The sequence below is a fragment of the Lachnobacterium bovis DSM 14045 genome, assembly GCF_900107245.1.
Classification (GTDB): Bacteria; Bacillota; Clostridia; order Lachnospirales; family Lachnospiraceae; genus Roseburia; species Roseburia bovis.
The window spans coordinates 1-15,447 of sequence record NZ_FNPG01000017.1 but is presented as its reverse complement, the minus strand read 5'-3'; the positions used below and the strand labels follow the sequence as shown (position 1 = coordinate 15,447).

The following is a 15,447-nucleotide window of genomic DNA, read 5'->3' as shown; positions in this document are numbered from 1 at the left end:
TCTAGCATTTTGATGCTAGGAGGGCTTTTTTATTACAAAATATAATATTTAAATACAATAAAAAGATAATAAATGATACTAATGTTATATTTTTGAAGAAATAATATTGATATTCGGCATATATAATAAACTATTTTATAAATACAGAGATTTTTGTTTCCGTCCCGCACCGATTACAACTACACAAGTAGTAGAAAAGGAGAGTGTACAACATGGAGTTTGTTACAAAAAGAGAGGAAAAAAAATCAACAGATGCATTATTAGAAGAATTAATGCAGGGAACAATTAGAGAAGATGAAAGAATAAGTCTAAAAGGAGCAATTCACACAATTAGAGACATGGGTGATATTGTATTTGTTGTTCTTAGAAGAAGAGAAGGTTTATTCCAGTGTATTTATGAAAAATCAAAAGTAACTGATTTTGCAAAATTAAAGGAAGCCCAAACAGTTAAAATTACAGGAACAATAAGAAGTGAACAAAGAGCACCACATGGATTTGAAATCTTGGTAGAAGAGGTTGAAATATATTCAACACCTACAAAATCTATGCCATTACAAATTTCCAAATGGAAGTTGAATACTTCATTAGAAGCAAAATTAGATTATAGAGCAGTTGCTCTTAGAAATGTGAGAGAAAGAGCAGTTTTTAAAATTCAAGAAGGAATTACTCGTGGTTTCAGAGATTATCTTTATCAAGAAGGATTCACAGAAATTCATACACCAAAGCTAGGAGCAAAAAGTGCGGAAGGTGGAGCAAACTTATTTAAGCTAGAATATTTCCACAGACCAGCTATTTTGCAGCAGTCACCACAGTTTTATAAACAGATGATGGTTGGAGTTTTTGATAGAGTATTTGAAACTGCACCAGTATTTAGAGCAGAAAAACATAATACCAAAAGACATTTAAATGAATATACATCCCTTGATTTAGAAATGGGCTATATCGATAGTATGGATGATATCATGGATGTTGAAACGGGATTTTTAAAATATACATTTGAACTTTTAAAAAGAGATTACGCAAAGGAATTAAAAATGTTAGCTGTTGAATTACCAGAAATAACAGAAATTCCTAGAGTAAGATTTGATGAAATAAAAAGAAAAGTATCGGAAAAATATGACAGAAAAATAAAAAATCCATATGATTTAGAGCCGGAAGAAGAAGCATTGATTGGAAAATATATAAAAGAAGAAACAGGAAGCGACTTTGTTTTTGTAACACACTATCCATCAAAGAAGAGACCATTTTATGCTATGGATGACCCAGCAGATCCAACATATACATTAAGTTTTGATCTTTTGTATAAAGGATTAGAAATCACAACTGGTGGACAAAGAATTCATAAATATGATGAATTAATTAAAAAAATGGAAACAAGAAACATGGAAGAAGAAGGAATGGAAGATTATTTATCTGTTTTTGCATACGGAATGCCACCACATGGCGGACTTGGAATAGGTCTAGAAAGACTTACAATGGAACTTATAGGTTTAGAAAATATTAGACAAGCAACACTATTTCCAAGAGATCAGAGCAGATTAGTACCATAGCATAATTTGAAATAAATAAATATAATTCGATAAAATCAGCGATTTTGCATAAAAAGTGTGATTAATTGTTGGTATAAAAATTTTAGGAGGCAGAGATGAGTGCACATAAAATTACAGATGAAGTTATAGAATATGTTGGAATTTTAGCGAAACTTGATTTAAATGATGAACAAAAAGAAAAAGCAAAAAAAGATATGGAAGAAATGCTTGAGTATGTTGATAAATTGAATGAATTAGATACTTCAGATATTGAACCAATGACTCATATTTTTCCAATAGAGAATGTATTTAGAGAAGATGAAGTAACTAATTCAGACGGAAAAGAAGCAACACTTTTAAATGCACCAGAAAAGAAAGATGATGGATTTAAAGTTCCAAAAACAATTGAAGGATAATTAGAAGGATAGGAAGGAAAATATGAGTATAAAAAATAAAACAGCAGTCGAAATTTCTAAAATGATTAAAGACAGACAAATTAGTGCTGTTGAAGTTTTAGAACAAACAATACAACAAATTAAAGAAAAAGATGAAAAAGTTAAAGGATTTATTACAGTAGATGAAGATGAAGCAAGAAAACAGGCTCAGATAATTCAAAAAGGAATCGAAAAAGGTGAATTAACTGGACCACTTGCTGGTGTTCCAATCGCTATTAAGGATAATATTGATACAAAAGGTATAAAAACAACATGTGCTTCAAAGATTTTATATAATTTTGTCCCAACATTTGATGCAACAGCTGTAAAAAATTTAAAAGAAGCCGGAGCTATTATTGTTGGTAAAACTAATATGGATGAGTTCGCAATGGGATCAACATCAGAAACATCAGCATTTGCTACAACAAGAAATCCATGGGATTTAACAAAAGTTCCAGGTGGTTCATCAGGTGGAACTTGTGCTGTAGTAGCAAGCGGACAAGTTAGCTGCGGTTTAGGATCAGATACAGGTGGATCAATTAGACAGCCAAGCTCGTATTGTGGCGTTACAGGAATTAAACCTACATATGGAACTGTATCAAGATACGGCTTAATTGCATACGGTTCATCTTTAGATCAGATTGGACCTGTTGCAAGAAATGTCGCAGATTGTGCTACAATTTTAGAAACTATTTCATCATATGATAGATTTGATTCTACATCAATGAAACGTGATAAATACGATTTTACATCTGCTTTAGATAAAGATGTAAAAGGAATGAGAATTGGAATTCCTAAAGAGTATCTTGAAAAAGGAATTGATGATGAAGTAAAAGAAGCTGTTTTAAAAGCTGCTCAGATAATGAAGGATAAAGGTGCAAAAGTAGAAGAATTTTCACTTGATTTAGTAGATTATGCAATTCCAGCATATTATATTATCGCTTGTGCAGAAGCAAGTTCAAACTTGGCAAGATTCGATGGCGTAAAATATGGATATCGTTCAAAAGAGTATGAAGGTTTGCATGAAATGTATAAAAAATCACGTTCAGAAGGTTTTGGAGATGAAGTAAAACGTAGAATCATGTTAGGATCATTTGTTTTAAGTTCAGGATATTATGACGCATATTATTTGAAAGCTTTAAAGGTAAAAAGATTGATTAAAGAAGCTTATGATAAGGCATTTGAAAAATATGATTTAATCTTAGGACCAGTTGCTCCAACAACGGCTCCAACAATTGGAGAAAGTTTAAAAGATCCATTAAAGATGTATTTAAGTGATATTTATACAATTTCAGTAAATTTGGCTGGTTTGCCTGCAATTTCACTTCCATGTGCATTAGATAAAAATAAAATGCCAATAGGTGTTCAGTTTATTGCAAATTGTTTTGAAGAAAATAAAATGATTGCAGCAGGACAAACATTAGAAAAAGAACTTGCAGAGAATTTTGTACTAGATTTTTCTTTAGTATAGGGAGTTAGAAAGGAAGAAGCCGATGAGCAGAGAATATGAGACAGTGATTGGATTAGAGGTCCATGTGGAATTAGCTACAAAAACAAAAATCTTTTGTGGATGTAAAACAGATTTTGGTGGTGCTCCAAATACTCATACTTGTCCGATTTGTACAGGTATGCCAGGAGCTCTCCCAATTTTAAATAAAAAAGTAGTAGAATATGCAATGGCAGTCGGAATTGCAACAAATTGTGAGATAACTAAATATTCAAAATTTGATAGAAAAAATTATTTTTATCCAGATAATCCTCAGAACTATCAGATTTCACAATTATATTTACCAATTTGTCGTAATGGTAAAGTTGAAATTGAAGTTGGCGGTGTAAAAAAAGAAATTGGAATTCATGAAATCCATATGGAAGAAGATGCTGGAAAGCTAGTACATGATGAGTGGGAAGACGTTTCAATTGTTGATTATAACCGTTCAGGTGTGCCACTTATTGAAATTGTTTCGGAACCAGATATGAGAAGTGCTGATGAAGTAATTGCATATCTGGAAAAACTTCGTCAAACAATTCAGTATCTAGGTGCATCAGATTGTAAATTAAATGAAGGATCAATGAGAGCGGATGTAAATATTTCTGTTAGAAAAATAGGACAAAAGGAATTTGGAACAAGAACAGAAATGAAAAACTTAAACTCTTTCAAGGCAATTTCACATGCCATTGAAGGAGAAACTGAAAGACAGATTGAACTTTTAGAAATGAATAGAGAAGTTATTCAGGAAACTAGAAGATGGGATGATAATAAAGAAAGTTCTAAATCAATGAGATCAAAAGAAGATGCCAAAGATTATAGATACTTCCCAGATCCAGATCTTCCACCAATTTGTATTCCAGATGAATGGATTCAAAAAGTAAAGGATAATCAACCAGAACTTAGAGAAGAAAAACTCGAGCGTTATAAAAAAGATTATGATATTTCAGAATATGATGCCTCTTTAATAACAGAATCAAAACATTTAGCTGATTTGTTTGAAGAAACAACAGCAATTTGTAATAAACCAAAGAGAGTTGTAAACTTTATTTTAGGAGAGTTACTTCGTTTATTAAAAGAAAAAGAAATGGATGATAGCGATATAAGTTTTTCACCAGAAAATTTTGCAAAACTTATAGAGTTAGTGGATTCAGGAGTTGTAAATAGTACAGTATCTAAACAAGTGTTTGGTGAAATTTTTGAAAACAACGTAGATCCAGAGGTTTACATTAAAGAAAACAACTTAATGGTTGTAAATGATGATGGTGAATTAGAGAAAGTTATTGAAGAAGTTATTTCTGCAAATCCAAAATCTGTTGAAGACTATAAAGCAGGTAAAAAGAAGGCTATTGGTTTCTTGGTTGGTCAGACAATGAAGGCTATGCAAGGCAAAGCAAATCCTGGAAAAGTTAACCAAATATTAACAGAAAAATTACAATAAATAATAATATTCAGTTCAAATATTAAACTTTTATTAAAAAACTTCATATGTATTGACGATGTATGCTGTGAATTATAAAATGAATCTTGTGTAGAGACTTAAACTTTGCACAAGATTTTTTTTACAGAAAGAGAAAAGAAATGTTTGGATATATTAACGTAAATACCTGTAATTTATCAAAAAAAGAAAAAGATATATATGAAGCATATTATTACGGAATTATTAAAGAATTACATGATAAATTAGGCTTGAGACATAAATTAGTCTTTCGCTCTGACATGACATTTTTAATAGTTTTGCTCGAAGGAATGTATGATACCAGAATAAAAAAAGAAAAATTTGGTTCTGTTGGTTTCTTACAAAGTAAAAAAGAAAAAAATAGATTGATTTTTCGTGGAAAAACGACAGAATATGTGGCTGATATGAATATTGTTTTGGCGTATCATAATTATTTAGACGATTGGAGAGATGAAAAGTGTCTATGTAAGAAAGTGTTTTGTGATTGCCTAAAAAACGAATATAAAAAAATAATTGAAAAGTATCCAAGGCAAATCAAAGCAATAGAGAAAAATCTACTTCAGTTATCGATTTATGAAAAAAACAATGTAGATAATATTGAATTAGTTTCCCAAACTGTGGGCGAAATGGTTGGAGAAATTTTTGCATGGCAACAAGATAAATACTACGAAGATTTAAAAACGTTTGGGTATTATCTAGGTAAGTTAATTTATATAATGGACGCTTATATTGATTATGAAAGCGATATAAAAAAGAAATTATATAATCCATTAGTTAGTTATAGAGAAAATGCAAAAAATAAAGAAGATTTTGGAAGTGTCTGTAAGATTTTTATTAATTCTTTGGTACAAGAATGTAGCAGAATATATGAAAATCTTCCGATTTTTATGCACAATGAAATCATAGAAAATGTGTTATTTACAGGTTTTTTGCAGGAATAAAAATTTTATTTTTTTATTATATTCTATTTAGATTTATTATATATAATCCGATTAATAGAATGAGTGTAAGGATGGTGTGTCATTTTACGCTGAAGAGGAGAAATATTTTTTACAGGATATATACTTTAAGTGTTAATTTTAAGTATTAAAATGTAGAAAGGAAGGGCCAGGGATATGGTAGATAGTGAGAGGACAGTTTATTTTTTGAAGAGGCTAATTAATCAAAGATGGGAGTATTTGGCAATTGGTCTTCTAGAAATTAATCGAGAAGAGGAAGATATTTTTGCTATTTTAGATGAAATTAAAGATGAAGAAAAATTCAAAAAGGAATTAAATAAAAAAAGAAGAATAAAAGTTTTGCTCGATTGTGAAGAAAATAAAGCAAAACAAAATCATAGATTTTTTACGTGTACACTTTCTGAAGATGGTAAAAAAGAGTACCAGTTCTTAGAAAGAGAAGTAGATATTCCGGAAGGAATCTTTACAGCTATAAAGGAGTATAAAGAAACTCATTAAGGAGGGACTTTATACTCCTTTTTTAGAATGATGTGTAAATTATATAGTCTAATCAAAATCCGAATCAGATATATCATGTGTACCAATATCAATTGTATTAAGTGTGCGTCTTCTGCTTCTAGCCTGTTCAGAAGCTTTTAAAATGTAATTTTTAACATCTTTAGCATGTCTGATGTGAGATATTTTAAGTATTGGATCAGTAACATCTCCAGTATAACAGATTACTGTTGCAACACCACAAAGTCTTTCTAGTAAGGATGTTGATAATTTAACATCTTGTATTTTGTACATATAACAATCATCTTCAATAGTATTAAGAAAACCCTTGTCAATTGTTAAAACAGAGGGTGTAATTGTATATTTTGTAAATGTCCAAGGAAGTCCGAAGAAAAGAATTCGTTTACGTTCTTTGAACATAATTGTATCCTCATTTGAACTTGAATCTGCGAATGAATTTTTGATTTCCATAGGTTTACCTCCTTCATTTGAGTCATTTTAAATACATTCTTTAGAAAAAATTTAGAATTATCTAATAAGTATCTAATAATTATTTTAAGTTAAAAATAAAAAAAAGCAAGTTTTTTTTATAAATAATACTTGAATTTTTCTAGGGGTTAGTATAATATAAATTGAAATGCAAGCTTTGCTTGGAGTTTATATTTAATATTTAGGAGGCATACAATGCGACATTTAATGAGTCCTTTAGATTTTTCAGTTAGCGAGATTGATAGACTTTTAGATTTAGCTAACGATATTGAGAAGCAACCAGAGAAATATGCTCATGCATGTGAGGGAAAGAAACTTGCAACATGTTTTTATGAGCCAAGTACAAGAACACGATTAAGTTTTGAAGCTGCAATGTTAAATCTTGGCGGTTCTGTTTTAGGGTTTTCAAGTGCTAATTCATCATCAGCTGCAAAAGGTGAGAGTGTTTCAGATACAATTCGTATTATTTCGTGTTATGCAGATATTTGTGCTATGCGTCATCCAAAAGAGGGAGCACCATTAGTTGCTTCAGAGAAATCAAAAATACCCGTTATAAATGCCGGTGATGGTGGTCATCAACATCCGACACAGACTTTAACTGATTTATTAACAATTCGTTCTTTAAAAGGCCATTTAGGTAATCTTACAATTGGTTTATGTGGAGATCTTAAGTTCGGAAGAACAGTTCATTCTTTAATTAATGCATTAATTCGTTACAATAATGTTAAATTCGTTTTAATTTCACCAGAAGAATTAAAAGTTCCAGATTATATCAGAGAAGATGTATTAAAAGCAAATAACATTGAATTTGAAGAAGTTGAAAGATTAGAAGATGCTATGTCTGAACTTGATGTACTTTACATGACAAGAGTTCAAAAAGAAAGATTTTTCAATGAAGAAGATTATATTCGTTTGAAAGATTTCTATGTTTTAAATAAGCAGAAATTAGCAGAAGCTAAAGACGATATGTTAATTTTACATCCATTACCAAGAGTAAATGAGATAGCAGTTGAAGTAGATGATGACCCAAGAGCATGTTATTTTAAACAGGCTCAGTATGGAGTTTATGTAAGAATGGCTTTGATTTTGACATTATTAGAACTAGATAAAAAGTTTGAGTATTAAAAATCGATAAAAGCAAAGGAAGGAAATAGTATGTTAAATATTAGTGGTATTCATGAAGGTTTTGTACTAGATCATATTCAGGCGGGAATGAGCATGAGAATTTATCATGATTTGAAATTAGATGAATTAGATTGTACAGTTGCAATAATAAAAAATGCAAAAAGTAACAAGATGGGTAAAAAGGATATTATTAAAGTTGAGTGTCCGATTGAAGCATTAGATTTAGATATTTTAGGTTTTATCGATCATAATATAACGGTTAACGTAATAAAGCTCGATAAAATAGTTGAGAAGATGGAATTACGTTTGCCAAAACAGGTGAAAAATGTAATAAAATGTAAAAATCCAAGATGTATTACTTCTATAGAACAGGAATTAGATCATATTTTTATATTATCAGATCCAGAAAAAGAAGTTTATAGATGTAAATATTGTGAGGAGAAATATATAAATCCAAAGCGTAGGAGGTAGCTATATGGCATATTTTCCATTATTTGTAGAAATTAGCAAGAAAAAATGTTTAGTTGTCGGAGGAGGACAAAGAGCGTTTGAAAAAGTTGCAGCTCTTTTTGATTTTGGCGCACAGATTACAGTTATTGCACCTAAAATTGTAGAGGATATCAAAGAAGTTTCTGGAGTGACTTGTATTGAAAGAAAATTTCAGGAATCCGATGTAGAAGGCCAATTTATTGTAGTGGCTGCTTCAGAGGACAGTGGAGAAAATACAATGATTTCAGAAATATGTAAACAACTTGGAATACATGTAAATGTTTTAGATAACAAAGAGGAGAGCACTTTTTTATTCTCTGAGTATATAAAACAAAGAGATGTAGTTGCTGCTTTTTCAAGTAGTGGAAAATGCCCTGTAGTGGATAAGTATATGAAACTTCAAAACACTGAAGTGGTTGATTCATTTTTAGGAGAGGTTAATGAGTTCTTTGCCAGCATCAAAAGACAAGTTGATAAATGCGTACCAGATCCACAAAGACGTGTTATGGTTTATGAGGATTTGTTAGAAGCTACACTCATTCTAAAACGCAAACCGACAATGGATCAGGTTGGAAGTGTTATCGAGCATATTAACGAAAAAGAATTGTAAGAGTATTCAATATTCCGTAGCAGTTGCCGATATCTAATACATAAGATTAGCGTTATCTGTAATGGAGGGAAAAATATGAGAGTATTAATTGGCGGAATGATTTTCATGATTAAGAATGTTCAGTTTTTAGATAATGAGGTGTGTTTGTATCCTTTAGATACACCATTTTTGTTTGAAGTGCCATATGATGATAAGCATGATCAGCATTTTATTTGTGAAGAATTGCTGACGCGTGGATATCTTGCAATTGATTGGCTAGATGAAGTGAAAAAAGAATATTTCTAAAGAAGACTATCAAATATTGTGGAAAATTGTGTTTTTTGGAAATTGAAAAATATTAAAATGATAAAATGTAACGTTTTTTAGGTGGAGTATGTCCTGAAAAACGTTATTTTTTATAAAAAAAAGCCGATATAGAATGAAATATATATAAACAACAGTTATGGTTATAAAAATATTGAAAAGGAGTAAGCACTATAAGGAGGTATGCCAGTGGCAAGATGCAAAAAATTTAGAGGAAATTTTGCAAGGCGAAGCGCTTTTTTTATATTTTTTACAGTTTTATTAGTCTTGGTAATAAAGTATGTTTTTCTTGAAGAAATATATGTGAAAATGTATGGAAAAATTTCCGAACAAGTGGTGTGGCTGTGCTATTATCTTAATATTCTAATAGCTTTACCAATTGTGTATTTTTTGATGCATCGTTTAGACACAGAAATTGAAATTGACAATATTTATATAAGAGTAAAGTACGACAGTTTAAAAATAAGTAGAAAAAAAGAAAAAAATTATCCTATTAATTCGACAGTTAAGTTTAAGGAAAAAGTTTTTATGTTTTTAGGATTGATTCCAATAAAAAGATATTATATAGAATATAATACACAAAGAACAGCGTTGAATTTTTTTACAGAAAAAGAAATAAGTAAAATTGAAAGCTATTTAGTAACAAATGAATTAAATAGACAAAGAAGATTTAAAGAAATGAATATGTTTTGAATTAATTTATTATTAAGGAGGTAAGTAAATGAAATATGTTTGTGAGGTTTGTGGATACGTACATGAAGGAAGTAATCCACCAGAAGAGTGTCCAAAGTGTAAACAAAAAAATGTATTTAAATTAGTAAAGGAAAACAAGTATGCAGGAACTAAAACGGAAAAAAATCTTTTAGAGGCTTTTGCCGGAGAGTCACAGGCTAGAAATAAGTATACTTATTTTGCTTCAGTTGCAAAAAAACAAGGATATGAGCAAATTGCAGCACTGTTTTTAAAAACTGCTGATAATGAAAAAGAGCATGCAAAACTATGGTTTAAAGCACTAGGCTTATTAGGAGATACAGAAGAAAATCTTGAAGAGGCTGCTAATGGCGAAAATTATGAATGGACAGATATGTACGACAGAATGGCTAAAGAAGCGGATGAAGAAGGATTTCATGACCTTGCAGAACAGTTTAGAGGTGTTGCAAAAATTGAAAAAATGCATGAAGAAAGATACCGTAAATTGTTGAACAATGTAGAAATGGAGGAAGTATTTAAAAAGAGTGAAGTTAAAGTCTGGGAGTGTCGAAATTGTGGGCATGTAGTAATTGGAACAGAGGCTCCGGAAGTTTGTCCGGTTTGTAAGCATCCTCAGGCATATTTTGAAGTACACCAAGAGAATTATTAACAAGTTTTTTAACAAAGGGAGGAAAGATATGATTTTTTACAAATGTAATTTATGTGGAAATTTTATAACATTCTTGACAGATAAGGTGGCTGGCAAGCCAGTATGTTGTGGCGAAGAAATGAAAGAAATTGTTGCAAATACTGTTGATGCTGCAAAAGAAAAACATTTACCAGTGCCTATTTTTGACGAAAATAAAATCACTGTAAAGGTGGGGGATGTTGAACATCCAATGTTGCCAGAGCATTATATCCAGTTTATCATTCTAGAAACAACAAATGGTTACCAGAAAAAGAATCTAAATCCAGGGGATAAACCAGAAGCAGAGTTTATTATAGCTGATGGCGAAAAAGTAACAGCTATATATGAATATTGCAACCTTCATGGTTTATGGAAGACAGAGGTTTAGTCGAAAAATAATTATAAAAAATGTATGCTGTACATCAGGGAGATTGGTGTACAGCATTTTTGATGTTTGAATAGAAAAAATACCGTGTATTAATCAGTATATAATATATAAAAAACTAAAAAAAACAAATGGAGTCATTTTGCCAGCTTGAATGAAAACCAATTATGATATATAATAACATGTACTGTAAATAAGTATATATAAAATAAGGTTAAAGGTGAGTACATGTCTAAGTTTGCTAACGTTATAGTGGATATTTCCCATGAAAAATTAGATAAGACATTTCAATATATTATTCCAAAGGAATTAGAGAATGCGATTGAAATAGGAATGCAGGTTAAGATTCCATTTGGACCTAGATTTATCACGGGATATGTCATAGAAACTACAGATGAGGCAGAATATGATTTTACTAAACTTAAACCGATTGCAGGCGTTGTGCAAGATGCTATAGGAATAGAAAGTCAATTGATTTCCCTTGCATCATGGATAAAAAGAAATTACGGTGGAACATTTAATCAAGCTTTAAAGACTGTTATACCAGTCAAACAAAAGCAGAATCATATAATTAAAAAGATTTTAGTGCTTACAATAGATAAACAATATGCTCTTGAACAGTTATCAATTTTTGAAAAAAAGCATTATACCGCAAAGGCGCGTCTGTTAAAAGAGTTGATAGAGCATCAACAGATAGAGCAGACGATTGTTACAAGAAAATTAAATGTTTCAACAACTGTTATAAAAGGTTTTGTCGAAAATGGTTTTATAAGAATTGATGAATTAACAACATATCGTAATCCGGTAAGCAAGCTTAAAGCAAAAGGTTATAATCTTGTTTTAAATGAGGATCAGCAAAAAGTTGTGGATACAATTCAACAAAGTATTATTAAAGACATTCATAAGACATATTTATTGAAGGGTGTTACTGGAAGCGGGAAGACAGAAGTTTATATGGAACTTATTGACCATATAATAAAAAAAGGCAAACAGGCAATCGTTTTGATTCCTGAGATAGCACTTACTTACCAAACGGTTATGCGTTTTTATAACAGGTTTAACGATAAAGTTTCTGTTATGAATTCCAAGCTTTCACCAGGTGAGAGATATGATCAGTTTGAAAGAGCTAAAAACGGAGACATTTCAATAATGATAGGTCCACGTTCAGCGCTTTTTACACCGTTCAATAATTTGGGTATAATTATAATTGATGAGGAACACGAAAGTTCATATAAAAATGAAACTATTCCGAAATATCATACTAGAGAAGTGGCAATTTATCGTGCCAAAAAGAATAATGCAGTTGTGGTGTTAGGTTCTGCAACACCATCGATTGAGAGTTATTACAAAGCTCAAAAAGGTGAATTTAAGTTAGTTGAATTAAATAAACGTGTCGCTGAAAAACCTTTGCCAACATGTGAAATTATCGATTTGAGGCAAGAATTAAAAGTAGGTAACCGCTCAATTTTAAGTTATAAATTACAATACTTGATAGAAGATCGTTTAAGAAAAAAACAACAGATAATGCTTTTTATCAACAGACGAGGTTTAGCAGGTTTTGTGTCATGTCGTTCTTGTGGAGAGGTTATTAAATGTCCACATTGTGATGTTTCACTTAGTCAACATGGCAACGGAAAGCTCATGTGTCACTATTGCGGATACACAATTCCGATGCCTAGAGTTTGTCCAAGTTGCTCATCAAAATATATTGCAGGATTTCGTGCTGGAACGCAGAAAATTGAAGAGATGGTAAAAAAACGTTTTCCATCGGCGCGAGTTTTAAGAATGGATTTTGATACAACTCGTAGAAAAGATAGTTATGAAAAAATATTATCAGCATTTTCAAATCAAGAAGCTGATATTTTAATTGGAACACAAATGATTGTAAAAGGGCACGATTTTCCAAATGTTACGTTAGTTGGAGTCTTAGCAGCTGATTTATCATTAAACTCAAGTGATTTTCGTGGTGCAGAGAAGACATTTCAACTTTTGACACAAGCAGCAGGACGAGCAGGACGAGGCGAAGAACTTGGAAATGTAATAATTCAAACGTATGAACCTGACCATTATGCAGTTAAATTGGCGAGTCAACAAAACTACGAAGAATTCTATGAAAAGGAGATTTCATATAGGAACTTAATGAGGTATCCACCTATTTGGAACATGTTAGTTGTAATGTGCTCTTCAAAAAACGAAAAAGTTTCCGAAAAAGTTTCTGAAAGTATTTCAAATATTCTTCATGGTAAAATAGTTGGAATGGAGAATATTCAGATAATTGGACCTACTGATGCATCAATTTCAAAAATAAATGATACATATAGGAAGGTTATATATATAAGAGCAAAATATTATGATAATTTAATTTTTTTAAAAGATTATATAGAAAAATATGCAAGAGATAACAAAGAGTTTTCTCGAGCAATAATTCAATTTGATTTTAACCCAGTTAGTGGATTTTAAGGAGGAAAAAGTAATGGCACTTAGAACAATTAGAACAGAAGGAGATCCAGTCCTTAACAAAAAATGTAGAGAAGTAAAAGAAATAACACCTAGAATTACTGAATTGATTTCAGATATGTTTGATACAATGTATGAAGCAAATGGTGTAGGACTTGCGGCACCACAGGTTGGTATTTTAAAAAGAATCGTAGTTATTGATACAGGAGATAGTGGCGCTCTTGCAATGATTAACCCAGTAATCGTAGAACAAAGTGGATCACAAACAGGTGATGAGGGTTGCCTTAGCGTTCCAGGAAAAGCAGGCTGTGTTACAAGACCTAACTACGTAAAAGCACAATTCTATGATGAAGAAATGAATTTATGCGAAATCGAAGGAACAGAATTATTAGCAAGATGTATTTGCCATGAATTAGATCATTTAGATGGACACCTTTATACAGAGAAAGTAGAAGGAAGTTTAAAGAGTGTTGAATATGGCGAATATGAAGATTTGGAGGACTAATTTCTAATGAGAGTAGTTTTTATGGGTACACCAGATTTTGCTGTACCATGTTTAGAAAAAATAATAGAAAAAGGACATGAAGTTGCTTTAGTTGTCACACAACCAGATAAACCCAAGGGAAGGGGTAAGAATTTATGCTACCCACCTGTAAAAGAATGTGCGCTTGCTCACAATATTGAGGTTTTTCAACCACGTAGAGTAAAAGAAACAGAGTGTGTTGAATATATAGCTAAATATTCCCCTGACATTATCGTAGTTGCTGCATTTGGTCAGATTTTACCAAAAAGTATATTAGATATGCCAAAATACTGCTGTATTAATGTTCATGCTTCATTATTACCTAAATATAGAGGAGCTGCTCCAATTCAATGGGCAGTTATTAATGGAGATGAGGTATCAGGCGTTACTATTATGAAAATGGGTGAAGGACTTGATACAGGTGACATAATAACTAAAAGAGAGATTAGATTAGCTGAAGACGAGACAGGTGGAAGTTTATTTGATAAGCTTGCAAATGTCGGAGCAGATTTATTAATAGAAACAATGGATATCATAGAAGATGGAAAAGCAGTGTTTACACCACAGGATAATGAAGCTGCAACACATACTTCAATGATTAAAAAAGATTTAGGAAATATCAACTGGGATAAATCAGCGATTGAAATCGAAAGATTAATAAGAGGTTTAAATCCATGGCCTAGTGCGTATACTCTTTTAGACCAGAAAACATTTAAAATCTGGAAAGCTCAGGTTGAAGAATCAGCCAATGAGTATGAACCAGGTTGTATTATAGAAGTAACAAAAGATACCATTAAAGTGCAAACTGGAGACGGAGTATTAGCTTTACAAGAAGTTCAGTTACAAGGCAAAAAAAGAATGGATACAGCATCATTCCTTCGCGGTTATGATGTAAAAGAAGGAACATTTTTAAAAAGGATTTAGTTTTAATTTATAAAGAATGCTAAAATGTTAGAAATTTCATTTTAGCATTTTTAGTGTGCAGTGGTGCACGTCACTAATTTATGGAGACAATATGAAGTGACCTCACAATTGTAGATTCGTGGATTTACCTGTAAGATATTAATTGAAAAAAACAATATCAGGTAACAGGGATTACCGCATACAATAGGAGGTCACATATGAATAGTATAGTTTATGTTGGGATGGATGTCCATAAGGAACAGTACACACTTTGTTGTTACAGTTACGAAACAGATAAGGTTGAATATAAGCAGACAATACCATCAGATTATAAACTTGTTCTTAAATACATGGAGCAGGTTCGCTCCAGATATGATGGAGAAGTTACATTTGTTTGTGGATATGAAGCAGGATGTCTTGGAT

At 31.3% G+C, this 15,447-nt stretch carries 17 protein-coding genes and 1 pseudogene; 17 read left to right on the top strand and 1 reads right to left on the bottom strand.

Translation table 11 applies throughout. The features are described 5' to 3' along the window. The first annotated feature begins 212 nt into the window (after window positions 1-212). The 6 genes from aspS (at window position 213) to BLV79_RS07395 (ending at window position 6,365) form a co-directional block, all read left to right on the top strand. A complete protein-coding gene (gene aspS, locus BLV79_RS07420) occupies window positions 213-1,550 on the top strand; it encodes an aspartate--tRNA(Asn) ligase (RefSeq protein ID WP_074717638.1) in 1,338 nt (445 codons plus the stop codon). A gap of 95 nt (window positions 1,551-1,645) precedes the next feature. Beyond that, window positions 1,646-1,945 (top strand): Asp-tRNA(Asn)/Glu-tRNA(Gln) amidotransferase subunit GatC, encoded by a 300-nt coding sequence (gene gatC / locus BLV79_RS07415; RefSeq protein WP_074717636.1) that lies wholly within the window; start codon window positions 1,646-1,648, stop codon window positions 1,943-1,945. 22 nt (window positions 1,946-1,967) lie between these two features. Then, the gene (gatA, locus tag BLV79_RS07410; RefSeq protein ID WP_074717634.1) at window positions 1,968-3,434 is read left to right on the top strand and encodes an Asp-tRNA(Asn)/Glu-tRNA(Gln) amidotransferase subunit GatA; all 1,467 of its coding nucleotides are present in this window, start codon (window positions 1,968-1,970) and stop codon (window positions 3,432-3,434) included. Between the two features lie 22 nt (window positions 3,435-3,456). Further along, the gene (gene gatB, locus BLV79_RS07405) at window positions 3,457-4,890 is read left to right on the top strand and encodes an Asp-tRNA(Asn)/Glu-tRNA(Gln) amidotransferase subunit GatB (protein ID WP_074717633.1); all 1,434 of its coding nucleotides are present in this window, start codon (window positions 3,457-3,459) and stop codon (window positions 4,888-4,890) included. Between the two features lie 140 nt (window positions 4,891-5,030). Next, a complete protein-coding gene (locus BLV79_RS07400) occupies window positions 5,031-5,849 on the top strand; it encodes a DUF5685 family protein (RefSeq protein ID WP_074717632.1) in 819 nt (272 codons plus the stop codon). A gap of 174 nt (window positions 5,850-6,023) precedes the next feature. After that, window positions 6,024-6,365, top strand: coding sequence for a hypothetical protein (locus BLV79_RS07395; protein ID WP_074717630.1), 342 nt, complete (start codon window positions 6,024-6,026; stop codon window positions 6,363-6,365). Between the two features lie 48 nt (window positions 6,366-6,413). Here BLV79_RS07395 and BLV79_RS07390 read toward each other — a convergent pair whose 3' ends face one another. Further along, window positions 6,414-6,833: a PH domain-containing protein gene (locus tag BLV79_RS07390; protein WP_074717628.1), complete on the bottom strand. Its 420-nt coding sequence runs from the start codon at window positions 6,831-6,833 to the stop codon at window positions 6,414-6,416. A gap of 213 nt (window positions 6,834-7,046) precedes the next feature. On the opposite strand from BLV79_RS07390, the gene pyrB reads away from it, so the two are divergent. From pyrB to BLV79_RS07335, 11 genes and pseudogenes are all read left to right on the top strand, one after another. Continuing rightward, window positions 7,047-7,976 (top strand): aspartate carbamoyltransferase, encoded by a 930-nt coding sequence (gene pyrB, locus BLV79_RS07385; RefSeq protein ID WP_074717626.1) that lies wholly within the window; start codon window positions 7,047-7,049, stop codon window positions 7,974-7,976. Between the two features lie 30 nt (window positions 7,977-8,006). Then, a complete protein-coding gene (locus BLV79_RS07380) occupies window positions 8,007-8,447 on the top strand; it encodes an aspartate carbamoyltransferase regulatory subunit (protein ID WP_074717625.1) in 441 nt (146 codons plus the stop codon). Window positions 8,448-8,451: 4 nt separating this feature from the next. After that, the gene (locus tag BLV79_RS07375; protein ID WP_074717623.1) at window positions 8,452-9,075 is read left to right on the top strand and encodes a precorrin-2 dehydrogenase/sirohydrochlorin ferrochelatase family protein; all 624 of its coding nucleotides are present in this window, start codon (window positions 8,452-8,454) and stop codon (window positions 9,073-9,075) included. A gap of 75 nt (window positions 9,076-9,150) precedes the next feature. Beyond that, on the top strand, window positions 9,151-9,360 hold the full coding sequence (locus BLV79_RS07370) for a hypothetical protein (protein WP_074717621.1): 210 nt from the start codon (window positions 9,151-9,153) through the stop codon (window positions 9,358-9,360). Window positions 9,361-9,567: 207 nt separating this feature from the next. Beyond that, on the top strand, window positions 9,568-10,071 hold the full coding sequence (locus BLV79_RS07365) for a hypothetical protein (RefSeq protein WP_074717619.1): 504 nt from the start codon (window positions 9,568-9,570) through the stop codon (window positions 10,069-10,071). A 28-nt stretch (window positions 10,072-10,099) separates the two neighbouring features. Continuing rightward, a complete protein-coding gene (gene rbr / locus BLV79_RS07360) occupies window positions 10,100-10,738 on the top strand; it encodes a rubrerythrin (RefSeq protein WP_074717617.1) in 639 nt (212 codons plus the stop codon). 28 nt (window positions 10,739-10,766) lie between these two features. Then, window positions 10,767-11,144, top strand: a complete 378-nt coding sequence (locus BLV79_RS07355; RefSeq protein WP_074717615.1) for a desulfoferrodoxin family protein — start codon at window positions 10,767-10,769, stop codon at window positions 11,142-11,144. 225 nt (window positions 11,145-11,369) lie between these two features. Further along, window positions 11,370-13,601, top strand: a complete 2,232-nt coding sequence (gene priA / locus BLV79_RS07350; protein ID WP_074717613.1) for a replication restart helicase PriA — start codon at window positions 11,370-11,372, stop codon at window positions 13,599-13,601. A 13-nt stretch (window positions 13,602-13,614) separates the two neighbouring features. Continuing rightward, window positions 13,615-14,103 (top strand): peptide deformylase, encoded by a 489-nt coding sequence (def, locus tag BLV79_RS07345; RefSeq protein WP_074717611.1) that lies wholly within the window; start codon window positions 13,615-13,617, stop codon window positions 14,101-14,103. A gap of 6 nt (window positions 14,104-14,109) precedes the next feature. After that, window positions 14,110-15,045: a methionyl-tRNA formyltransferase gene (gene fmt, locus BLV79_RS07340; RefSeq protein ID WP_074717609.1), complete on the top strand. Its 936-nt coding sequence runs from the start codon at window positions 14,110-14,112 to the stop codon at window positions 15,043-15,045. Between the two features lie 197 nt (window positions 15,046-15,242). Continuing rightward, a pseudogene (locus tag BLV79_RS07335) lies at window positions 15,243-15,447 on the top strand (IS110 family transposase); the annotation flags it as partial.

Bases quoted from the DNA above. Each gene is read 5' to 3' on its own strand.
- BLV79_RS07355 (WP_074717615.1), top strand. From the start codon at position 10,767: ATGATTTTTTACAAATGTAATTTATGTGGAAATTTTATAACATTCTTG.
- BLV79_RS07400 (WP_074717632.1), top strand. From the start codon at position 5,031: ATGTTTGGATATATTAACGTAAATACCTGTAATTTATCAAAAAAAGAA.
- def (WP_074717611.1), top strand. From the start codon at position 13,615: ATGGCACTTAGAACAATTAGAACAGAAGGAGATCCAGTCCTTAACAAA.
- BLV79_RS07370 (WP_074717621.1), top strand. From the start codon at position 9,151: ATGAGAGTATTAATTGGCGGAATGATTTTCATGATTAAGAATGTTCAG.
- fmt (WP_074717609.1), top strand. From the start codon at position 14,110: ATGAGAGTAGTTTTTATGGGTACACCAGATTTTGCTGTACCATGTTTA.
- BLV79_RS07390 (WP_074717628.1), bottom strand. From the start codon at position 6,833: ATGGAAATCAAAAATTCATTCGCAGATTCAAGTTCAAATGAGGATACA.
- BLV79_RS07395 (WP_074717630.1), top strand. From the start codon at position 6,024: ATGGTAGATAGTGAGAGGACAGTTTATTTTTTGAAGAGGCTAATTAAT.
- rbr (WP_074717617.1), top strand. From the start codon at position 10,100: ATGAAATATGTTTGTGAGGTTTGTGGATACGTACATGAAGGAAGTAAT.
- aspS (WP_074717638.1), top strand. From the start codon at position 213: ATGGAGTTTGTTACAAAAAGAGAGGAAAAAAAATCAACAGATGCATTA.
- gatB (WP_074717633.1), top strand. From the start codon at position 3,457: ATGAGCAGAGAATATGAGACAGTGATTGGATTAGAGGTCCATGTGGAA.
- gatA (WP_074717634.1), top strand. From the start codon at position 1,968: ATGAGTATAAAAAATAAAACAGCAGTCGAAATTTCTAAAATGATTAAA.
- gatC (WP_074717636.1), top strand. From the start codon at position 1,646: ATGAGTGCACATAAAATTACAGATGAAGTTATAGAATATGTTGGAATT.
- priA (WP_074717613.1), top strand. From the start codon at position 11,370: ATGTCTAAGTTTGCTAACGTTATAGTGGATATTTCCCATGAAAAATTA.
- pyrB (WP_074717626.1), top strand. From the start codon at position 7,047: ATGCGACATTTAATGAGTCCTTTAGATTTTTCAGTTAGCGAGATTGAT.
- BLV79_RS07375 (WP_074717623.1), top strand. From the start codon at position 8,452: ATGGCATATTTTCCATTATTTGTAGAAATTAGCAAGAAAAAATGTTTA.
- BLV79_RS07380 (WP_074717625.1), top strand. From the start codon at position 8,007: ATGTTAAATATTAGTGGTATTCATGAAGGTTTTGTACTAGATCATATT.